The sequence below is a fragment of the Kitasatospora nipponensis genome (assembly GCF_039528135.1).
GTDB classification, from domain to species: Bacteria; Actinomycetota; Actinomycetes; order Streptomycetales; family Streptomycetaceae; genus Kitasatospora; species Kitasatospora nipponensis.
Window position 1 is genome coordinate 1 of record NZ_BAAALF010000076.1, and the last position, 17,814, is coordinate 17,814.

The following is a 17,814-nucleotide window of genomic DNA, read 5'->3' on the forward strand; positions in this document are numbered from 1 at the left end:
GTGCGTACCGGGCCCAGCGGGCGCGCCCCGCGCGGGTGGTACGGGCCCGGGCCAGGCTGCCGGGTACCAGGGCGGCGGCGGCCTGGACCGCCACGGCGGGCACCGCCGCGCCCGCTCCGGCGGCCGCGCCGGGCACCCAGGACGGTGGGTCGCCCGCCAGGGAGAGGGCGGCCAGCGCCAGGAGCAGCCGGCGGCCGACCCCGAGCCGCACCGCGACGGTGCCGCTGGACCGCCCCTGCGCCCGGAGCAGGATCGCCGCCTCGGCCGCCCACCGGTCGACGGCGAAGCGGTGGCCCGGCGGCAGCATCCCCGGCGGGGCGGGTGGCAGGCGGTCGTCGAGCGGCACAGGGCCGTCGACGGGCGGGCGGTCGGCCCCGGAACGGACCCGCAGCTCATCGGTGCGGTGGGCGTCCCAGAGGTGGCGGTGCAGGTCGAGGCGGAACCGCCGGTCGGGCTGCGGGCTCGGATGTCGGCAGGCGCCGGTCCCGGGGTGGGACCCGTCCCACAGCGTGAGGCTGAGCCGTTGACCGGCGTCCGCCCAGGCCGGCGCGGTCCGGACCACCAGGTGCACCGGGCACCCGTCGTCCCGCCCCGCGGCGGCGTAGCGGGCCAGCGAGAGGGTCAGCCCCGGACGCAGCAGCCCGTCGGGGGCGATCCTCGGCAGGTGCCAGCGCAGCAGGTCGGGCACCAGCTGCCGGAGGTCGGCGCGGATCCGGGCGGCCAACTCCCCGCCGTGGGTGCGGGCCACCGAGCGCAGGTTCAGGTCGACGTCGAAGCCCGCGGCGGCGCAGGCCCCTGCCCAGTCCCCGGCACGGCGGCGGACGGTGGCGGTCTCGATCATGGTGGGTGGCACGGCGTACTCGCGCACGCGCTGCCACAGGGCGAGGCGGGAATCCCCGGCCGCGTTCTGAGTGAGCATCAGCACTCACCTTGCGCGGACGGGACCCCCGATCTGTGAACGGAGTCAGTGATCATCGCGGGCAGCCTAGCGCCCCTCGTGCCGGGCCGCCAGGCATTTGCGACCGGGCCGTCACCCGTCCCCGTCCGCGCCCCCTACGATGACCGCCATGAACTCAGGGGGACCGAACACCCAGCTCGTCGACGGCCGCTTCGAGCTCCTCGAACGGCTCGGTGGCGGGGGCATGGGGCTGGTCTGGCGGGCCCGCGACACCGTGTTGCACCGCGAGGTCGCGCTCAAGGAGGTGCGTCCGCCCGACCCGGGCGCGGCCGAGGCCGACCCGCAGGCCGCGAGCGTGCTGCGCGAGCGGGTGCTGCGCGAGGCCCGTTCGCTGGCCCGGCTGAACAACCCGCACGTGGTGACGATCTACCACATCGTGGACCGGCCCGAATTCCCGCACCCGTGGCTGGTGATGGAGCTGGTGACCGGCGGTTCGCTGCACGACCGGCTGGCGCGCGGGCCGCTGTCGCCGGCCGAGGCGGCCAGGCTCGGGCGAGGGGTGCTCTCCGCGCTGCGGGCCGCGCACGCAGCCGGTATCCAGCACCGCGACGTGAAGCCCGCCAACGTCCTGCTGCGTCCGGACGGCACGCCGGTGCTCACCGACTTCGGCATCGCCGCGCTGCGCGAGTCGACCAGCCTGACCACCACCGGCGGGCTGATCGGCTCGCCCGAGTACATCGCCCCCGAGCGGATCCGCGGGGAGGAGGGCAACCCGGCCTCGGACCTGTGGTCGCTGGGGATGATGCTCTACGTCGCCGTCGAGGGGCACCACCCGCTGCGCGGCGCCACCAGCCTGGCCACCCTCGCCGCCGTGCTCGACCGGCCGGTCCCGCCACCGGTGCGGTCCGGACCGCTGGGCCCGGTGCTCACCGCCCTACTGGTCCGCGACACCACCGCCCGCCCGGACGCCGAGCAGCTCGACCGGCTGCTCGCGGCGGCCGAGACGGCGGGCGGCGCGGGTAGCGGGGCGGGAAGCGGGGCGGGAAGCGGGGCGGGAGGCGGGGCGGGAGGCGCAGCGGACACAGCTGGTGCAGCGGACGGCGAAGTGGCGGACGGCACCCTGCGGTTGACCCCCCGCCCGGGCGTCGCCGCCTCCCCCACCCGCGTCGAGGACGTCCGTCCCGAGCCCGTCGCCCCCCGCCCGGTGGGACACCACGGGCGGCGCAGGGTGGTCCTGTCCAGCTGGGCGGCCGCCGTCTTCCTGACCGCCGCCGTGGCGTGGACGGTGCACTACGGCTACGGATACGGGCAGGACGACACGTCGAGCAGCACCCCGGTCACCGCCTCCCCCGAGCACCCGGGCCTGATCACCCCGCAGGGCGCGCGGTCGGTGGTCCAGGCGATGAGCCCGCAGCTGGGCGGCAGGCAGGTGGTGGAGTTCTGGCTCTCCGCCGACAACGCCTTCGCCCGGGCGCCCCTCAAGGACGACCCGAAGCTCTACGACAAGTTCACCTACCGCGGCGGGCGGACCACCCGCGATCCCAACGGCGGCGGCACGCTGTCCGGCGAGGGCCGGGTGGACCTCGACGCCGTCGCCTGGGACCGAGTGCCCGCGCTCCTGCAGCAGGCCTGGACCTCGCTGGGCATCGCGCACCCGACCGACGAGTTCGTCATCGTGCAGAACAACGTGTACGTCCCCGGGGCGGCGCTCATCGTCTACGTGAAGGACGCGCACGGCACCGCCTACCTGACGGCGAACCTCAACGGCGAGGTGCAGCAGACCAGTCCGCGGCAGTGACGTGCCGGTGAGGCGGCTGCGCCGCGGTGGTGCCGCGCTACCGACGACCGGTGGTGCCCGGTTGCCGCAGCGCGGTTAGGTAGTTCTACCGATGCCTCCCGTGGGCGAGGTCCGGGAGGATCGGTGCGCGGCGCCGGGGGCGGGGGCCGTGCAGCGCTCCCGCCACCACCGAGCTGCCGCCCACCGCTCGCCGGCCGTCGCCGGCCCCTGACTGACGGAACGCGGAGACACGCGACGCATGGGTATTCTCGGCTCGATCAAGGGCCTTTTCACGTTCAGCTACAACACCCTGGCCGACGCCCCCGCGCTGACCACCGAGCAGGAGCGCGGCCTCGCGCTCGGTGCGGTGTACGCGCTGGAGGGCGACCTGCCGATCAACGCCCTGACCATGGAGGCCGACGCCAGGACCGCCGCCAAGGTGCTGAAGGGCCCCTGGGGCGTGGTGGACACCGCCTCCGCCCGGGAGACCTACCGTTACCTGCTCGACTCCGGGCACCGCGGCGTCTACCAGGCGGTCCGCCCCTACCTCCAGGAGCTCGGGGCCGCCAAGAAGCGCAGCGAGTACGTCGCCGTCCAGCGGCGCGGGGTCGAGGAGTTGCCCGCGGTGGCGCAGCGGCACGGGGTCACCGGTGAGGAGGCCGTGCGCTACTTCAACGGCTACGCCAACACCATCTACGAGGTGGAGCGCACCCTGCCCGAGCAGTACCCGGCGTCGATCGCCGGGTGGGACGCGGCCCGGGTGGTCCACGTCAGCCGACTCTTCCTGGACGCCGGTTTCGTCGAGCCGGTCGAGGCCTGGGCGGCGATCGCGCAGGCGGTGCAGCTCGCGCGCGCCGAGCACACCTCCTGGGCCGACTTCAACGCCGGCTTCATCTTCGGGCGGGCGCTCTGGCAGATGGGATCGGGCGGGCCGGACGCGGAGCGGATCGCGCGGGACGTCTCGACGTTCCAGCTCAACTCCGAGCGGCTGCTGACCCGCGAGGACAGCCCCTGGGCCCGGCTCACCTGGTAGCCGAAGGGTCCGCCGGTGGCCCCGAGCAGGGCCCGAGGAGGGCCCCGCGTCACACCGGCCCGAGCAGCGCGCGGGTGAGGCTGGCCCGGTTGGGCACGCCGAGCTTGCGGTAGATCCGGCCCAGGTGGCTGTCGATGGTGCGCACGCTGAGCACCAGGGCGCCGGCGATCTCGCCGCTGGTCAGCCCGGTGCTGGCGAGGCGGGCGATCTCCCGCTCCCGCGCGGTGAGCGTGGCCAGCGCCTCGTCGAGGGGTCCCGCACCCTGTCCCTGCCCCTGGCCCTCTCCCTGCCCCTGGTGTCCCTGCCCCTGCCCCTGCGCGGCGAGCCGCTCGCGCTGCTGGGCCACCTCGTCGGCGAGCCGGCCCGACCCGCACTGCCGGGCCAGCAGCGCCGCCCTCTCCAGCCGGTCGGCCACCTGGTCACCGCGTCCGGCGTCCAGGGCGAGCACGGCCGCCGCGAGCAGGGTCCGGGCGACCTCGACGCGCTCACCGCCGGCGGCGAAGTGCGCGCTCGCCTCCTGCGCGCTGAGCAGGGCCTGCTCGGTCTCCCCGCGCAGGGCGTGCGCCCGCATCCGCGCGCGCACCGCGAAGCCGAGCCGGCTCGCGGAGGGGAGCTGGTCGACGCTGCGCCGCGCGAGGCGCGCCCAGTGCTCGACCGCGTCCCCGTCGCCCTCGGCCTGGGCGATCTGCGCCAGGGCGTCGCAGAAGCGGGTGCGGCGCCAGGTGGTGAGCCGCGGCAGCTCGGTGCCGCCGGCCGCGTCCAGCAGCAGCCAGCCGGCGCGGGTCGGGTCCCCGGTGAGCAGCACGACGCCGGCGACCAGGCAGCGCACACCGACCGCCCAGCCGGGTGACTGCCCGTCGGCGATGGCCGCGGCCCGGTCGGCCAGCACCACGACCTCCCGCGGGTCACCCGCGCCGCCGCGCCAGAGCAGCGCCTCGGAGCGGAACACCGCCAGGCCGGCCCGCGTCGCGGGGTTGCCGGCGCGCTCCACCGGCGGGCCGGCCTCGTCCAGGGTGGCCAGGGCGCCGCACAGGTTGCCGGCCCGCAGCTGGGTGTTGGCCAGGCTCATCAGCATCTTCGGGCGGACGTACGTCTGCCCGGTGCGCCGGGACAGCGCCGCGCCCCGCGCCAGGTGCCGCTCGGAGTCGGCCAGCCGGCCCAGCATCCCCTCGGTCATGCCGAGTTGGTAGGCCGCCTCCAGGTTGGTCAGCAGCGTGGTGTCCGAACTGGCGTCGAGGAGTTCGGCCGCCCTGGCCACCCGCGTCCGGGCGGTGGCCAGGTCGGCGGTGAACAGGTGGCCCAGCGAGGCCTGGGCCAGCGCGTTGGCCTCGCCGACCCGGTCGTGGTGCCGGCGGGCGATCGCCGCGCCCGTCTCGGCGTGCTGCCGGGAGGTGGCGAAGTCCTGGAGGTCGTAGGCGTAGTCGGCGAGTTCGGCGTGCAGGGCGGCGGCCGTCGCGGAGTCCTGGTCGGCCAGTGCGGTGAGCCCGGCGCGGGCGATCGCCCCGGCCTCGGTGAAGCGGCCGAGCTGCCGCTCCACCCGGCTGGCGTCGGCCAGCGCGGTCGGGCCGCCCTGGTGCGCCGGGCGGCCCGGTCCTGCGGTGCGCAGGGCGTCGAGCAGCGCGCGGGCCTGCGGCGCGTCCCCGCTCAGCAGCCGGGTCTGGGCGAGCAGGACCCGCGCCTCGTGCCAGTGCGGCTCCCCCTCGCGCAGCAGGCAGAGCGCGGCTTGCAGGTACTCGGCCGCGGTGGCGGGCGAGCTGTGCAGCGAGTCGCGGGCGGCGGCGATCAGGGTCGTCACGTGCTCGGGACGGCCCGGGTCGGCGGCCCGCACGATGTGGTGCGCGCGCCTCGCGATCGGCGCCGCCCGCGCGGCCAGCACGAGTTCGGCGGCGCGGTGCAGGGCGAGCCGGCGGCTGGGTTCGAGTCGCTGGTAGACGACCTGACCGATCGCCTTGTGACGCAGCGTCAACTGTGCGGCCGTGTCGGCCGGACGGACCAGGTCGAGGCGGGCCAGGGTGTCCAGGGCGGGCAGCGTCTCGGTCATCTCCAGGCCGGCGACCGCGGCCAGCAGCTCCGGGTGGCACGGCTCGCCGAGCACCGCCGCGGCCTGCACCACGGCGAGCGCGGTGCCGTCCAGCTCGGCCAACTCGCCCAGGACGGCCAGGGTCGCGTCGGCACCCGCCTCTCCCCCGGCGGCGAGGATCTTGAGGTACTGCGGGTTGCCCAGGCTCGCGCGCTGGACCTCCTCGGCCTCGGGGTGGTCGCCGAGCAGCGCCAGGCCCTGCTCGCGGGAGAGCGGTCCCAGCCGGCGCACGTCGAGCAGGCCCGCGGAGGCGGCGCGGGCGAGCACGGCGGCCAGCGCGGGCGAGAGCTGGCGCTGGCGGTAGGCCGGCAGGCAGAGCACCGGAGCGGTGGCGACCAGGTGGAGCAGCCGCTCCACCTCCGCGATCCGGTCGGCGGCCAGCAGGTGCAGGTCGTCCAGGGCGACCAGCGTGGCCTCCCCCGGGACCGGTTCGGGCAGGTCGAAGCCGTGCCGGCCGTGCACCGTGACCACCCGGATCCCAGCGGCCCGGGCGTGCGCGGTCGCCGTCGACAGCAGCGCGCTCTTGCCGATGCCCGGCTCCCCGACCAGCGCGATCGCCCCTCCGCGCCCCGCGCCCAGCCCCTCCAGCGCCGCCAGCAGTTCCTCGGTCTCGGCCGCCCGGCCCACCAGCCGCGGAGCACCGGGGGCCGGCGCACGGGACCCGGTCGCCGCCTCGCCCGCCCACGGCGGCGGCGCGGGTGGTGCGCAGTGACTCCACGGATCGTCAGACATGGACCGCAGAGTAGTCGCCCGCGCCGACGCCCCCGTCCGACGGCCCGCGGGGCAGGAGGTGCGGGGCGGGAGGTGCGGGGCCCGCAGGCTGCGCGTCCGTGACCGGCCCCCGGGGGCGGGCGTGTTGATCTACAGTTCTGCGGGACGGTTTCCGTCCCGTGACGTTCTGATCTGAGGGGAGTCAAAGTCATGTCGACCGAGACGTTCGAGTTCCAGGTGGAAGCGCGCCAGCTTCTGCAGATGGTGATCCATTCGATCTACTCGAACAAGGACGTGTTCCTGCGCGAGCTGATCTCCAACGCCTCGGACGCGCTGGACAAACTGCGACTCGAAGCCCTGCGCGACGACTCGCTGGGCGCGGACGTGGCCGATCTGCACATCGAGCTGGAGGCCGACCAGGAGGCCCGCACGCTCACCGTGCGGGACAACGGCATCGGGATGTCGTACGACGAGGTGATCCAGCTCATCGGGACGATCGCCCGGTCCGGCACCGCGAAGTTCGCGCAGGAGCTGAAGGCGGCCCAGGACCTGGACTCCGCCGGGGGCCTGATCGGCCAGTTCGGCGTCGGGTTCTACTCCAGCTTCATGGTGGCGGACGAGGTCGTCCTGCTGACCCGGCGGGCCGGCGAGAGCCAGGGCACCCGCTGGGTGTCGAGCGGCGAGGGGACCTACACGCTGGAGACGGTCGAGGACGCGCCGCAGGGCACCTCGGTGACCCTGGTGCTGCGGCCCGCGGACACCGAGGACCAGCTGCACGACTACACCTCCGCCTGGAAGATCCGGGAGATCGTCAAGCGGTACTCCGACTTCATCACCTGGCCCATCCGGATGGCCGCCGCGCCGGCCACCGCTCCCGCCGCGGGGTCGGAGGGCGAGGAGGAGGGCGAGGCCGCCGCCCCGCGCGAGCCGGAGACCCTCAACTCCATGAAGGCGCTCTGGGCACGCTCGCGGGACGAGGTGAGCGCCGAGGAGTACCACGAGCTGTACAAGCACATCAGCCACGACTGGATCGACCCGCTGGAGACGGTCCGCCTCCAGGCGGAGGGCACCTTCGAGTACCAGGCGCTGCTGTTCATCCCCTCGCACGCGCCGCACGACCTCTTCACCCAGGGCTACCAGCGCGGCATCCAGCTCTACGTGAAGCGCGTCTTCGTGATGGACGACTGCGAGGAGCTGATGCCCCCGTACCTGCGCTTCGTCAAGGGCGTGGTCGACGCGCAGGACCTCTCGCTCAACGTGTCGCGCGAGATCCTCCAGCAGGACCGCCAGATCCAGTTGATGCGACGCCGCCTGGCGAAGAAGATCCTCTCCACCGTCAAGGAGTTGATGGCCGGCTCCCCCGAGCGCTACACCACCTTCTGGCGCGAGTTCGGCCGCGTCCTCAAGGAGGGGCTGCTGAGCGACACCGACAACCGCGACGCCATCCTCGCCGTCTCCTCCTTCGCCTCCACCCACGACCCGGAGGCGCCGACCACGCTGAAGAGCTACGTCGAGCGGATGAAGGAAGGGCAGGAGCACGTCTACTACCTGACCGGCGAGAGCCGCAAGGCCATCGAGAACTCCCCGCACATGGAGGCGTTCCAGGCCAAGGGCATCGAGGTCCTGCTGCTCACCGACCCGGTCGACGAGGTCTGGGTCGAGGCCGTGCCGGCCTTCGAGGGCAAGCAGCTGCGCTCCGTCGCCAAGGGCGAGCTCGACCTCGACTCCGAGCAGGAGCAGGAGGCCGAGGGCGAGCGGGAGCAGCGCCAGCAGCAGTTCGCGGGGCTGCTGACCTGGATGAGCGACAAGCTGAGCGAGGACGTCAAGGAGGTCCGGCTCTCGTCGCGGCTGACCGTCTCACCGGCCTGCGTCGTCTCGGACACCCACGACGCGACGCCGGCACTGGAGGCCATGTACCGCGCGATGGGCCAGGAGCTCCCGCCCACCAAGCGCATCCTCGAACTCAACCCCGGCCACCCGCTGGTCAGCGGCCTCAACCAGGCCCACACCGAGCGGGCGGAGGACGGGCGCCTGGCCGAGACCGCCGAACTCCTCTACGGCCTGGCCCTGCTCGCCGACGGCGGCCAGCTCGGCGAGCCGGCCCGCTTCGTCAAGCTGATGGCGAGTCACCTCGAACGCGCCCTCTAGGAGCGAGGCCTGACCTTCCGTCGGCCGATCCACTGAGGCGACCGCCCGGGCGGGGCCGAGGAGCGAACCCGCTCCCCGGCCCCGCCCGGGTCGTCTCAGTCGACGCAGAACTCGTTGCCCTCGATGTCCTGCATCACGATGCACGAATCGGTGCCGTCGTACAGCAGTCGCACGCGGACCGCGCCGAGCGGGATCAGTCGGGCGCATTCGGCTTCGAGGGCGGCGAGGCGTTCTTCGCCCACGAGTCCGGTGCCGACGCGCACGTCGAGGTGCAGCCGGTTCTTGACGACCTTGCCTTCGGGGACGCGCTGGAAGTACAGCCGCGGGCCCACGCCCGAGGGATCGCCACAGGCGCACCACGAGCCCCGGTCCTCGGCGGATCGGGAGCGTTCGTAGTCGTCCCAGGTGGCGAAACCCCCTGGTGGCGGCGGTACGACGTACCCCAACACCTCGCACCAGAAACGGGCGAGGCGCTCGGGTTCCGCGCAGTCGAAGGTGACCTGGAACTGCTTGATCGATGACATGGGCGCACGATAACAGGGGGGTTCCTGCTGTCCATCTCGCGGTGGGGATCCGCCCGTTGGCGGGAGGACGGGCCTGCGGTCCGGCCCTTTACGTGCGCCGTATCGATCACGGCGCATCATGGAGTGGAGAACGGTCTTCCGGCAGCTTTCGACACGAACCGCAGGTGGGTCTGTCATGAGCGAGAATTCGGTGCCCCCGCCGCTTCCCCCGCACCCTCCACACCCTCCCGCGCCGCCGCATCGGCACGGGGCTCGCGGGTACCTGGTGCTCCTGGCGGTGACGGTGGTGGCCGTGGCGGCGGGGGTCGGGGTCGGCCGGGCGGCCTGGCAGCCGCAGGCCGGTCTGACGCCGGCCGGTGGGGGTGGCGCCGGCGTCGCCGGGGCCACGGACGTGTCCGCCGCGGTCGATCCGACGCTGGTGGTCATCAACACCACGCTCGGTTACCAGGGCGCCCGGGCGGCCGGTACCGGGATCGTGCTCAGCTCCAGCGGTGAGATCCTCACCAACAACCACGTGATCAACGGCGCGACCGCGGTCACCGCGACCGACGTCGGCAACGGCCGCACGTACACGGCGACCGTGACCGGCTACGACCGCACCACCGACCTCGCGGTCCTCCAGCTCCAGAACGCCTCCGGCCTGGCGACCGCCAAGCTCGGCGACTCCTCGAAGGTGGCGGTCGGCGACCAGGTGACCGCGATCGGCAACGCCGGCGGCACCGGCAGCGTGACGGCGGCCGGCGGCACCGTGACCGCGCTCGACCGGTCCATCAGCGCCAACGACGACGGCAGCGGGACGACCGAGCTTCTGACCGGGATGATCCAGGTCGACGCCGACGTGCAGCCCGGCGACTCCGGCGGCTCGCTGGTCGACTCCGGTGGCGCCGTGATCGGCATCGACACCGCCGGCTCCGAGCCCACCCGCGCCGGTCAGCAGCAGGCGGCGCCCCAGGGGTTCGCGATCCCCATCGACACGGCGCTGCCGGTCGCCCGTCAGATCGTGGCGGGCCAGGCCGGCGCCGGCGTCCACCTCGGGGCGACCGCCTTCCTCGGGGTGGAGGTCGCGACGGCCTCGGCCACCGACACCGGCACCGGCACCGGCACGGACTCGGGTGCACCGGTCGCGGGCGTGGTCTCCGGCTCCCCCGCCGCGCAGGCGGGGCTCACCGGCGGCGACCGGATCACCGCCGTCGACGGCACGCCGGTCGGTGACCCGGCCGCGCTGAGCACGATCCTGGCGGGTCACGGCGTCGGCGACCGGCTGACCGTCCAGTGGACCGACGCCGACGGGGCGGCGCACAGCGCCACCGTCACCGCGGTCAGTGGGCCGGCGGGCTGAGGACCGCCCGGGCGGGAACGGTGATCGCCTCCGGCCGGGCAGCTCGGCGGGAGGCGATCATGTCGGCGGGCCGTCAGCCGGCCGTCACCGCGCCGCCGGCTCCGCCGCCAGGTCGCGGCGGCGGCGGCCGATCGCGTCGGGGTCCCAGCCCGGGTGGGGGACGGAGGCCAGCAGCAGGCGGGTGTACGGGTGCCCGGGGTCGGCCAGCAGGTCGGCGACGGGGCGGTGTTCCACGGTCCGGCCCCGGTACATCACCAGCGCCTCGTCGCAGACGTAGCGGACCACCGCCAGGTCGTGGCTGACGAAGACCAGGCCGATGCCGGTCTCCCGGCGGATGTCGCAGAGCAGGTTGAGGACCTGCGCCTGCACCGAGACGTCCAGCGCCGAGACCGCCTCGTCCAGCACCAGCACGGCCGGCTCGACCGCCAACGCCCGGGCGATGGCTGCTCGTTGGCGCTGGCCGCCGGAGAGGTGGCGGGGCAGCGCGGCGGCCTCGCGCTCGCCCAGGCCCACCTGGGCCAGCAGTTCGCGCACCCGCTCGGCGCGGACCGTGGCATCGGTGCAGCCGTGCAGCCGCAGCACGCCGGCCAGGGTGGCCCCGATGCTGATCCGGGCGTCCAGCGAGAGGTAGGGGTCCTGGAAGACGATCTGCACGGCCTTGGCACGGGCCAGCCGGGCGGCGCGGCCGCGGGTGCGGGCGGCGAGCGGGGCGCCCTGGAGCAGGATCCGTCCCTCGTCGGGCTGTTCGAGGCCCACCAGCATCCGGGCGGTGGTGGTCTTGCCCGAACCGGACTCGCCGACGATGCCGAGGGCTCCGCCGGCGTGCAGCGCGAAGGAGAGGTGGTCGACGGCGACCAGCCGGCCGCCGCCGCTCTGGTAGGTCTTGCGCAGGCCGTCGGCCTGCAGGAGCGGAACCGCGGTGGTGCTCAAAGCTCCTCCTCGTGCAGTTCGTCGGCGAGGTGACAGGCGACCAGCCGGGGAGCGGCGGAGCCACCCGCCGGGTCGACCGCTGCCGGGCCGACCGGGGCCGGGCCGACCGGCACCAGCGGCGGCGGGGACTGGTCGCAGAGCCCGGGGCGGGCGAAGGCGCAGCGGGCGGCGAAGGCGCAGCCGGGTGCGCTCTCCAGCAGGCCCATCGGCACCCCGGGGATGGGGGTGAGCCGGGTGGGCTCGCCGTGCAGCGGCGGGGAGGAGCCGAGCAGGCCGGCGGTGTAGGGGTGGCGGGGTGCGGCCAGCAGGTCGGCGGCGCCGGCGCTCTCCACGATCCGGCCCGCGTACATCACGTAGACCCGGTCGCAGCAGGCGGCGGCGAGGTCGAGGTCGTGGGTGATCAGCAGCAGGCCCAGGCCGCGTTCGCGCTGCAGGGTGCGCAGGATGGCCATGATCTCGGCCTGGGTGGTGACGTCCAGGGCGGTGGTGGGCTCGTCGCAGAGCAGCAGCTCGGGGTCGGCGGTGAGCGCGCCGGCGATCATGACGCGCTGGAGCATGCCGCCGGACATCTGGTGCGGGTACTGGCGCAGGTGCCGCGGCGGGTCGGGCAGGCCGACCGCGCCGAGCAGTTCCAGCGCGCGGGCCTCGGCGGCCGCCCGGCTGCGGCCACCGGCCAGCCGCAGGGCCTCGGTGAGGAAGTCACCGACGCGGCGGACCGGGTTGATGCCCGCCCGCGGGTCCTGGAAGATCATCGACGCCTTGCCGGTGCGCACCTCGCGCAGCGTCGCGGCGTCCGCCCCGACCAGGCCGCGGCCGGCCACCAGGACCTGGCCGCCGGTGCTCGCGCCGGCCGGCAGCAGGCCCAGGGCCGCGCGGGCGGTCACCGACTTGCCGGAGCCGGACTCGCCGACCAGGGCCACGGCCTCCCCGGCGGCGACCCGCAGGCTGACGGCGTCCAGGATCGGACGGGCCGTGCCGGGCAGGGTGACGGTGAGGTCGCGGTAGTCGAGCAGGGCAACGCCCGTGTCGGATGACGGTGAGGACGGTGGGGACTGTTCGAACGGCGGCATCAGGATTCCCTCCCCGCGAGCCGGTCGCCGAGGTGCTCCCCGACGACGTTGAAGGCGACCACCACGAGCACGACCGCGACGGCCGGCACGATCGCGGAGAGCGGCTGGCCCTGGAGGACGGCCGCCTGGCTCCGGTTGATCATCGCGCCCCAGTCGGGGGTCGGCGGCTGGACGCCGAGTCCCAGGAAGGAGAGCGCGGCCAGGTCGAGCAGGGCGTAGCCGAAGTTGACCGTCGACTGGGCCAGCACGGTGGGCACGATGTTGGGCAGCAGCCGGCGCAGCGCCACGAAGAGGGCCGAGTGGCCCTGTACCCGGTAGGCGGCGATGTACGGCCGCACCTTCTCCTGGGCGGTCAGGCTGCGCACCAGCCGTGCGGTGTACGGCATGTAGGCGACCGCCATGGCCAGCACCGGCGCCCCGAGCCCCTTGCCGAACAGCGCGACGGCGAGGATCGCCAGCAGCAGCGCCGGGAAGGCGAAGAGGATGTCCAGCACCCGTCCGACCAGGGTGTCCACCCAGCCGCCGCGCCAGGCGGTGAACAGGCCCACCGCCGTGCCCAGGACGGTGGAGAAGATCACCACGGCCAGCGGGCCGACCAGGCTGGTCCGGGTGCCCTCGACGAGCGCGGAGAAGGTGTCGTGGCCGCCGGTGTCGGTGCCGAGCCAGTGCTCGGGGCCCGCGCCGGCCAGGATGCCGCTCAGGTCGCCGCGGGTCGGGTCCAGCGGGGCGAGCCACGGCGCGAGGAGCGCGACCAGCACGAACAGGGCCAGGATCAGCAGGCAGGCGGACAGCAGCGGGCCGCCACCGAGCCGGCGCAGCCGCGCCAGCGATGTCGAGGCGCTCATCGGGCTCCTCCAGCGGCGCTCACGCGCGGGTCGATCAGCGGATGGAGCAGGTCCACGACGGTGTTGACGACGACGAAGGCGGCGACCACCAGCAGCACGATCGCCTGCACGACCTGGAAGTCCAGCTCGTCGACGCACTGCACCAGCAGCGAGCCGACCCCGGACATCCCGAAGGCGGTCTCCACGATCGCGGTGCTCACCAGCATCCCCGAGACCAGCAGCCCGCAGACGGTGGTGATCGGGCCGAGCGCGTTGCGCAGCACGTGGCGGCGGATCACGGTGCGCCGCGGCACCCCGCGGCTGAGCGCGACCTCCACGTGTTCGCGGCGCAGCTCGTCGAGCATCGCCGAGCGGGTCACCCGGGTGACCAGCGCCATGAAGGTCACCGAGAGGGCGACCGCGGGCAGCACCACGTGGTGCAGCCGGTCCAGGATCCCGGTGCCGTTGCCGATGGTGGGGAACCACCCCAGCCGTACCCCGAAGACCGACCGCAGGGCGATCGCGGCGACGAAGGAGGGCACCGCGGCGCCGACCGTCACCAGCAGCAGCACCGCGGAGCCGGTCCGGGTGCCGCGGCGCAGGGCGCCGACGATGCCGGCGCCGATGCCCACCACGGCGATCATCACGGTGGCGACGCCGACCAGCAGCAGGGTGGCCGGCAGGCGGGACCCGAGCACCTCGCCGACGCTCTGGTGGAAGAGGTAGGAGCGGCCGAAGTCGCCGTGCAGCACGCCGTCCAGCCAGTGCCAGTAGCGCACCGGGAAGGGGTCGTCGAAGCCGTACTGGTGGCGGATCGCGGCGAGCTCCGCGGGGCTGGGGCTGCGGCCGCGGACCAGGAAGCTCGCCGGGTCGCCGGGTGCCAGGTAGAGCGAGGAGAAGACCAGGAAGGAGGTGACCAGCAGGGTCAGCGCCATGCCCAGCAGCCTGCGCAGCGCCGACCGGCCTGCCCGCAGGGCGGCGGCGGGCGTCATCCCTTGGCCCCGATCTGGGCGGCCCACGGGTAGTAGAGGTAGGCGATGGACGGCTGGACGCCGGTGATCCGCTTGCCGAGGAAGACGCTGACCGGCTCGGTGTACAGCGGCAGCCACGGCAGCTTGGTCATCGCGATCTGCTGCACCTGCTGGGTGGCGGCGGCGTGCGCGGCCGGGTCGTAGGCGCCGACCGCCTGGTCGACGGCCTTGTCGAAGTCCGGGTCGGACCAGTTGCCGTAGTTGCTGAACGCGCCGGTCTGCAGCGAGCCGTACATGTCCAGCGGGTCGGTGATGGAGGTGTACCAGAAGGTCAGGAAGAGGTCGATGCCCTCGCGCGCGGCCGGGTCGGTGAAGAGCGCGGTGTACTTGTCGGCTGAGATGGTGTCGATCTCCGGCTTGAGGCCGATGTCGGTGGCGGCCTGCGCGACGGCCTGGGTGATGATCGTGGTCTGCGAGTCCAGCGGGCTGGTCGCGATCACCACCTTCTGGCCGGTCACCCCGGCCTGCTGGGCCAGCGTCTTGGCCTTGGCCGGGTCGTAGGGGTAGGCGGGCAGCGCCTTGCGGGCGTCGGCGGCGGCCGAACCGGGGGCGCCGTTCCAGGTGTTGCCGGTCACCAGGGAGTCGGCCACCTCGCCCACCCCGCCGGCGCCGGCGGCCACGATGCCCTTGCGGTCGATCGCCATCAGCAGCGCCTGGCGCACCCGCGGGTCGCCGAGCGGGCCCTTGAGGTTGTTGACCACCTCGTCGGCGACCGTGGTGTTCTGGCCGAAGTAGAGCGTGCCGGCGGAGCTGGCGCGCAGTTGGCCGTACGCGTCCGGGGGCACCATCCAGCCGCCGTCCACCTCGCCGGTGCGGAAGGCGTTGACGCGGGTGGTCGGGTCGGACAGGAAGACGAACTTCACCTCGGCGGACTTGGCCTTGAGGTCCGGGTTCCAGTAGTCGTCGAAGCGCTTGATCACCAGCGACTGGCCCGAGGTCCAGGAGGAGAACGAGAACGGGCCGGTGCAGTTGACGCCGTCGGCGGGGTTGCCGTAGTCCTTGCCGTCCTTGGCGAGGGTGGCGGCGGACTCCACGGTGCCGGGGCTGGCGGCCATGTACTTGTTGAAGGTGGAGTCGGGCGTCTTGAGGGTGACGGTGACCTCCATCGCCCCCGTCCTGTCGACCGACTGCACGTTGCGGTACGGGTAGGTCCAGTCACCGGCCACCGCGGGGTCGAGGTTGCGGCGCAGCGAGGCGACCACGTCGTCGGCGGTCAGCACGGTGCCGTCGTGGAAGTGCACGCCCGGGCGGATCTGGTAGACCCAGCTGGTGGGCGTCGGGTTGCTGAACGAGGTCGCCAGGCTCGGCGAGGTGGTCAGGTCCGGGTTCCAGCGCAGCAGGCTCTCGCAGACGTTGGCGAGGATCTGGTTCGGCGGGAAGTCGAAGGAGTACGCGTAGTCGATCGAGGTGGGCTCGGCGAAGAGCGACCAGGTGAACGAGTCGATGCCGCCGGCGGCGACGGGCGTGGTGGCCGTCAACTCGTACGCGGCACCGGCGGCGCCGTCGGGGTGGGCGACGCCGCTGCACGCGCTGGTGGCGAGCGCGGTGGCCGCGACGGCGCCGACCAGCAGGCGGCGCGGGGCGGTTCTGGAGCGGGCGACCGGCATGGGGGGTACCTCCGGGGGTGCGCTGTGGGGGTGCGGGGAGAGGGGTGCGGGGGTCCGGCTCAGACGGTGACGGCGTCGGTGGCGGTGGCAGTGGCGGTGTCATTGGCGGTAGCGGCGGTGTAGACCGCTCGTCCGTCGAGGTAGGTGCGCAGGACCCGGGTCCGGCCGATCTCCTCGGCCGGGTGCGCGAACGGGTCGCGGTCCAGGACCACGAGGTCGGCGAACTTGCCCACCTCGATGGTCCCGGTGACGTCGTCCTGGTGGTTCACCCAGGCGCTTCCCGCGGTGTACGCGGTCAGCGCCTGGGCCAGCGTCAGGGCCTGCGCGGGGTAGAAGGGTTCGCGCGGCCGGTGGTCGTCCGAGGCGTTGGGCGCGTCCACCGGCACCGCCCGGTTGACGGCGACGTGGATGCCCCAGAGCGGGTTGGGGCTGCTCACCGACCAGTCGCTGCCGGCCACCAGACGGGTGCCGGCCCGCTGCAGGTCCCCGAACGGGTACTGCAGGGCGGAGCGTTCCGGTCCCAGGAAGGGGATCGTCAGCTCGTCCATCTGCGGCTCGTGGGCGGCCCAGAGCGCCTGGATGTTGGCGGCGGCCCCCAACTCGGCGAAGCGGGCGATGTCCTGCGGGTGGACCACCTGAAGGTGCGCCAGGTGGTGGCGGTTGTCGGTCTCGCCGTTGGCCGCCCGGGCGGCGGCCAGGGCGTCGAGCGCCTCGCGCACGGCGCGGTCGCCCAGCGCGTGGAAGTGCACCTGGAAGCCGGCCCGATCCAGCGCGCAGACCGCCTCGGTGAGGATCTCGGGGCCCACGAAGGTGAGTCCGGAGTTCGCCGTGGGGCAGCCGCAGCGGTCCAGGTAGGGCTCCAGCATGCTGGCGGTGAAGTTCTCGGCGATGCCGTCCTGCATGATCTTCACGGTGGTGGCGGCGAACCGGCCCACCCGCCCGGTGCGCCGGCGCTCCTCCAGCTCGGGCAGCTGCTCCAGCCCGCGCTCGCGGTCCCACCACAGCGCGCCGACCACCCGCGCCTGGAGCGAGCCGTCGGCCGCCGCGCCGCGGTAGACCTCGAAGTTGTCCGGGTTGCCGGGGAAGGCGCCGATCATGGCGTCCTGCCAGCTGGTCACCCCGAGCGAGAAGAGGTGCTCCTGGGCGACGAGCAGGCCCGCCCGTGCCTCCTCGGGGGTGGCGACCGGGACGTGGGCGGCGACCAGGTCCATCGCGCCCTCCTGGAGGGTGCCCGCCGGGGTGCCGTCCGCCTCCCGCTCGATCCGGCCGTCGGCCGGGTCGGGGGTGTCGCGGTCCACGCCGGCGCGCCGCAGCGCCGCCGAGTTGACCCAGGCGCCGTGGCCGTCCCGGTTGGTGAGCAGCACCGGCCGGTCGGGCACCACCGCGTCCAGCATCGCCCGGGTGGGCACGCCGCCGGGGAAGACGTCCATCGACCAGCCGCCGCCGCAGATCCACTCCCGGTCGGGTTTGGCCTGCGCGTAGGCGGCGACCACCGCGAGGTAGCCGTCCACCGAGCGCTGCGCGGAGAGGTCGCAGCGCAGCATCTGGACGCCGGCCACCGCCGGGTGCACGTGGGCGTCCTGGAAGCCGGCCACCAGCAGGCCGCCGGCCAGGTCGACGACCTCGGTGGACTCGTCGGCCAGCAGCCGCACCGCCGCCTCGTCGGTGACGGCCAGGATCCGCCCTCCGCCGATCGCCACCGCGGCGTCGACCGGCGCCTGGGAGGTGCCGGTGAAGACCCGGCCCCCCACGAAGACGGTGTCGACCTGCGGCCTAGTGTGTGCCATCAACGGTTCCTCCGGCTCGGCGGGCGAGCCCGCACCGCGTGTTGTTGAGGAGGAG

12 protein-coding genes and 1 pseudogene are annotated in these 17,814 nt (G+C 74.2%); 4 read left to right on the plus strand and 9 right to left on the minus strand.

Annotated elements, in window-relative coordinates; translation table 11 throughout:
- Positions 1-919: pseudogene (locus ABD323_RS21070) on the minus strand (hypothetical protein); the annotation flags it as partial.
- A gap of 148 nt (positions 920-1,067) precedes the next feature.
- On the opposite strand from ABD323_RS21070, the gene ABD323_RS21075 reads away from it, so the two are divergent.
- Positions 1,068-2,696: a serine/threonine-protein kinase gene (locus tag ABD323_RS21075; RefSeq protein WP_344443357.1), complete on the plus strand. Its 1,629-nt coding sequence runs from the start codon at positions 1,068-1,070 to the stop codon at positions 2,694-2,696.
- Between the two features lie 238 nt (positions 2,697-2,934).
- Positions 2,935-3,708, plus strand: coding sequence for a DUF1266 domain-containing protein (locus ABD323_RS21080; protein ID WP_344443359.1), 774 nt, complete (start codon positions 2,935-2,937; stop codon positions 3,706-3,708).
- A 49-nt stretch (positions 3,709-3,757) separates the two neighbouring features.
- On the opposite strand, the gene ABD323_RS21085 is transcribed toward ABD323_RS21080, so the two are convergent.
- Entirely contained in the window at positions 3,758-6,520 is a 2,763-nt protein-coding gene (locus ABD323_RS21085; RefSeq protein ID WP_344443360.1) for a helix-turn-helix transcriptional regulator, read from the minus strand.
- Positions 6,521-6,709: 189 nt separating this feature from the next.
- Between ABD323_RS21085 and htpG the strand changes: the two genes are divergently transcribed.
- On the plus strand, positions 6,710-8,647 hold the full coding sequence (gene htpG, locus ABD323_RS21090; RefSeq protein ID WP_344443361.1) for a molecular chaperone HtpG: 1,938 nt from the start codon (positions 6,710-6,712) through the stop codon (positions 8,645-8,647).
- Positions 8,648-8,742: 95 nt separating this feature from the next.
- On the opposite strand, the gene ABD323_RS21095 is transcribed toward htpG, so the two are convergent.
- Entirely contained in the window at positions 8,743-9,171 is a 429-nt protein-coding gene (locus tag ABD323_RS21095) for a VOC family protein (RefSeq protein WP_344443362.1), read from the minus strand.
- Between the two features lie 265 nt (positions 9,172-9,436).
- On the opposite strand from ABD323_RS21095, the gene ABD323_RS21100 reads away from it, so the two are divergent.
- Positions 9,437-10,510 carry a S1C family serine protease gene (locus ABD323_RS21100; protein WP_344443364.1) on the plus strand — a complete coding sequence of 358 codons (1,074 nt, stop codon included), beginning with the start codon at positions 9,437-9,439 and terminating at the stop codon, positions 10,508-10,510.
- An 84-nt stretch (positions 10,511-10,594) separates the two neighbouring features.
- Here ABD323_RS21100 and ABD323_RS21105 read toward each other — a convergent pair whose 3' ends face one another.
- From ABD323_RS21105 to ABD323_RS21130, 6 genes are read right to left on the minus strand one after another with little or no spacing between them, the layout of a single operon-like run.
- Entirely contained in the window at positions 10,595-11,440 is an 846-nt protein-coding gene (locus ABD323_RS21105; protein ID WP_344443365.1) for an ATP-binding cassette domain-containing protein, read from the minus strand.
- Positions 11,437-12,510 carry an ABC transporter ATP-binding protein gene (locus ABD323_RS21110; RefSeq protein ID WP_344443367.1) on the minus strand — a complete coding sequence of 358 codons (1,074 nt, stop codon included), beginning with the start codon at positions 12,508-12,510 and terminating at the stop codon, positions 11,437-11,439. Before ABD323_RS21110 ends, ABD323_RS21105 begins: the two co-directional genes overlap by 4 nt.
- Complete coding sequence (locus tag ABD323_RS21115) at positions 12,510-13,355, minus strand: ABC transporter permease (protein ID WP_344443368.1); 846 nt, start codon at positions 13,353-13,355, stop codon at positions 12,510-12,512. The genes ABD323_RS21110 and ABD323_RS21115 overlap by 1 nt, the downstream gene beginning before the upstream one ends.
- Entirely contained in the window at positions 13,352-14,326 is a 975-nt protein-coding gene (locus ABD323_RS21120) for an ABC transporter permease (RefSeq protein ID WP_344443369.1), read from the minus strand. The genes ABD323_RS21115 and ABD323_RS21120 overlap by 4 nt, the downstream gene beginning before the upstream one ends.
- Positions 14,323-15,972 carry an ABC transporter substrate-binding protein gene (locus ABD323_RS21125; RefSeq protein WP_344443370.1) on the minus strand — a complete coding sequence of 550 codons (1,650 nt, stop codon included), beginning with the start codon at positions 15,970-15,972 and terminating at the stop codon, positions 14,323-14,325. Before ABD323_RS21125 ends, ABD323_RS21120 begins: the two co-directional genes overlap by 4 nt.
- 59 nt (positions 15,973-16,031) lie before the next feature.
- The gene (locus ABD323_RS21130; RefSeq protein ID WP_344443371.1) at positions 16,032-17,759 is read right to left on the minus strand and encodes an amidohydrolase; all 1,728 of its coding nucleotides are present in this window, start codon (positions 17,757-17,759) and stop codon (positions 16,032-16,034) included.
- Positions 17,760-17,814: the final 55 nt, after the last annotated feature.

What these genes read in the sequence shown, in the direction of transcription:
- ABD323_RS21075 (WP_344443357.1), top strand. Translation starts at nt 1,068, where the DNA reads ATGAACTCAGGGGGACCGAACACCCAGCTCGTCGACGGCCGCTTCGAG.
- ABD323_RS21080 (WP_344443359.1), top strand. Translation starts at nt 2,935, where the DNA reads ATGGGTATTCTCGGCTCGATCAAGGGCCTTTTCACGTTCAGCTACAAC.
- ABD323_RS21085 (WP_344443360.1), bottom strand. Translation starts at nt 6,520, where the DNA reads ATGTCTGACGATCCGTGGAGTCACTGCGCACCACCCGCGCCGCCGCCG.
- htpG (WP_344443361.1), top strand. Translation starts at nt 6,710, where the DNA reads ATGTCGACCGAGACGTTCGAGTTCCAGGTGGAAGCGCGCCAGCTTCTG.
- ABD323_RS21095 (WP_344443362.1), bottom strand. Translation starts at nt 9,171, where the DNA reads ATGTCATCGATCAAGCAGTTCCAGGTCACCTTCGACTGCGCGGAACCC.
- ABD323_RS21110 (WP_344443367.1), bottom strand. Translation starts at nt 12,510, where the DNA reads ATGCCGCCGTTCGAACAGTCCCCACCGTCCTCACCGTCATCCGACACG.
- ABD323_RS21115 (WP_344443368.1), bottom strand. Translation starts at nt 13,355, where the DNA reads ATGAGCGCCTCGACATCGCTGGCGCGGCTGCGCCGGCTCGGTGGCGGC.
- ABD323_RS21120 (WP_344443369.1), bottom strand. Translation starts at nt 14,326, where the DNA reads ATGACGCCCGCCGCCGCCCTGCGGGCAGGCCGGTCGGCGCTGCGCAGG.
- ABD323_RS21125 (WP_344443370.1), bottom strand. Translation starts at nt 15,972, where the DNA reads ATGCCGGTCGCCCGCTCCAGAACCGCCCCGCGCCGCCTGCTGGTCGGC.
- ABD323_RS21130 (WP_344443371.1), bottom strand. Translation starts at nt 17,759, where the DNA reads ATGGCACACACTAGGCCGCAGGTCGACACCGTCTTCGTGGGGGGCCGG.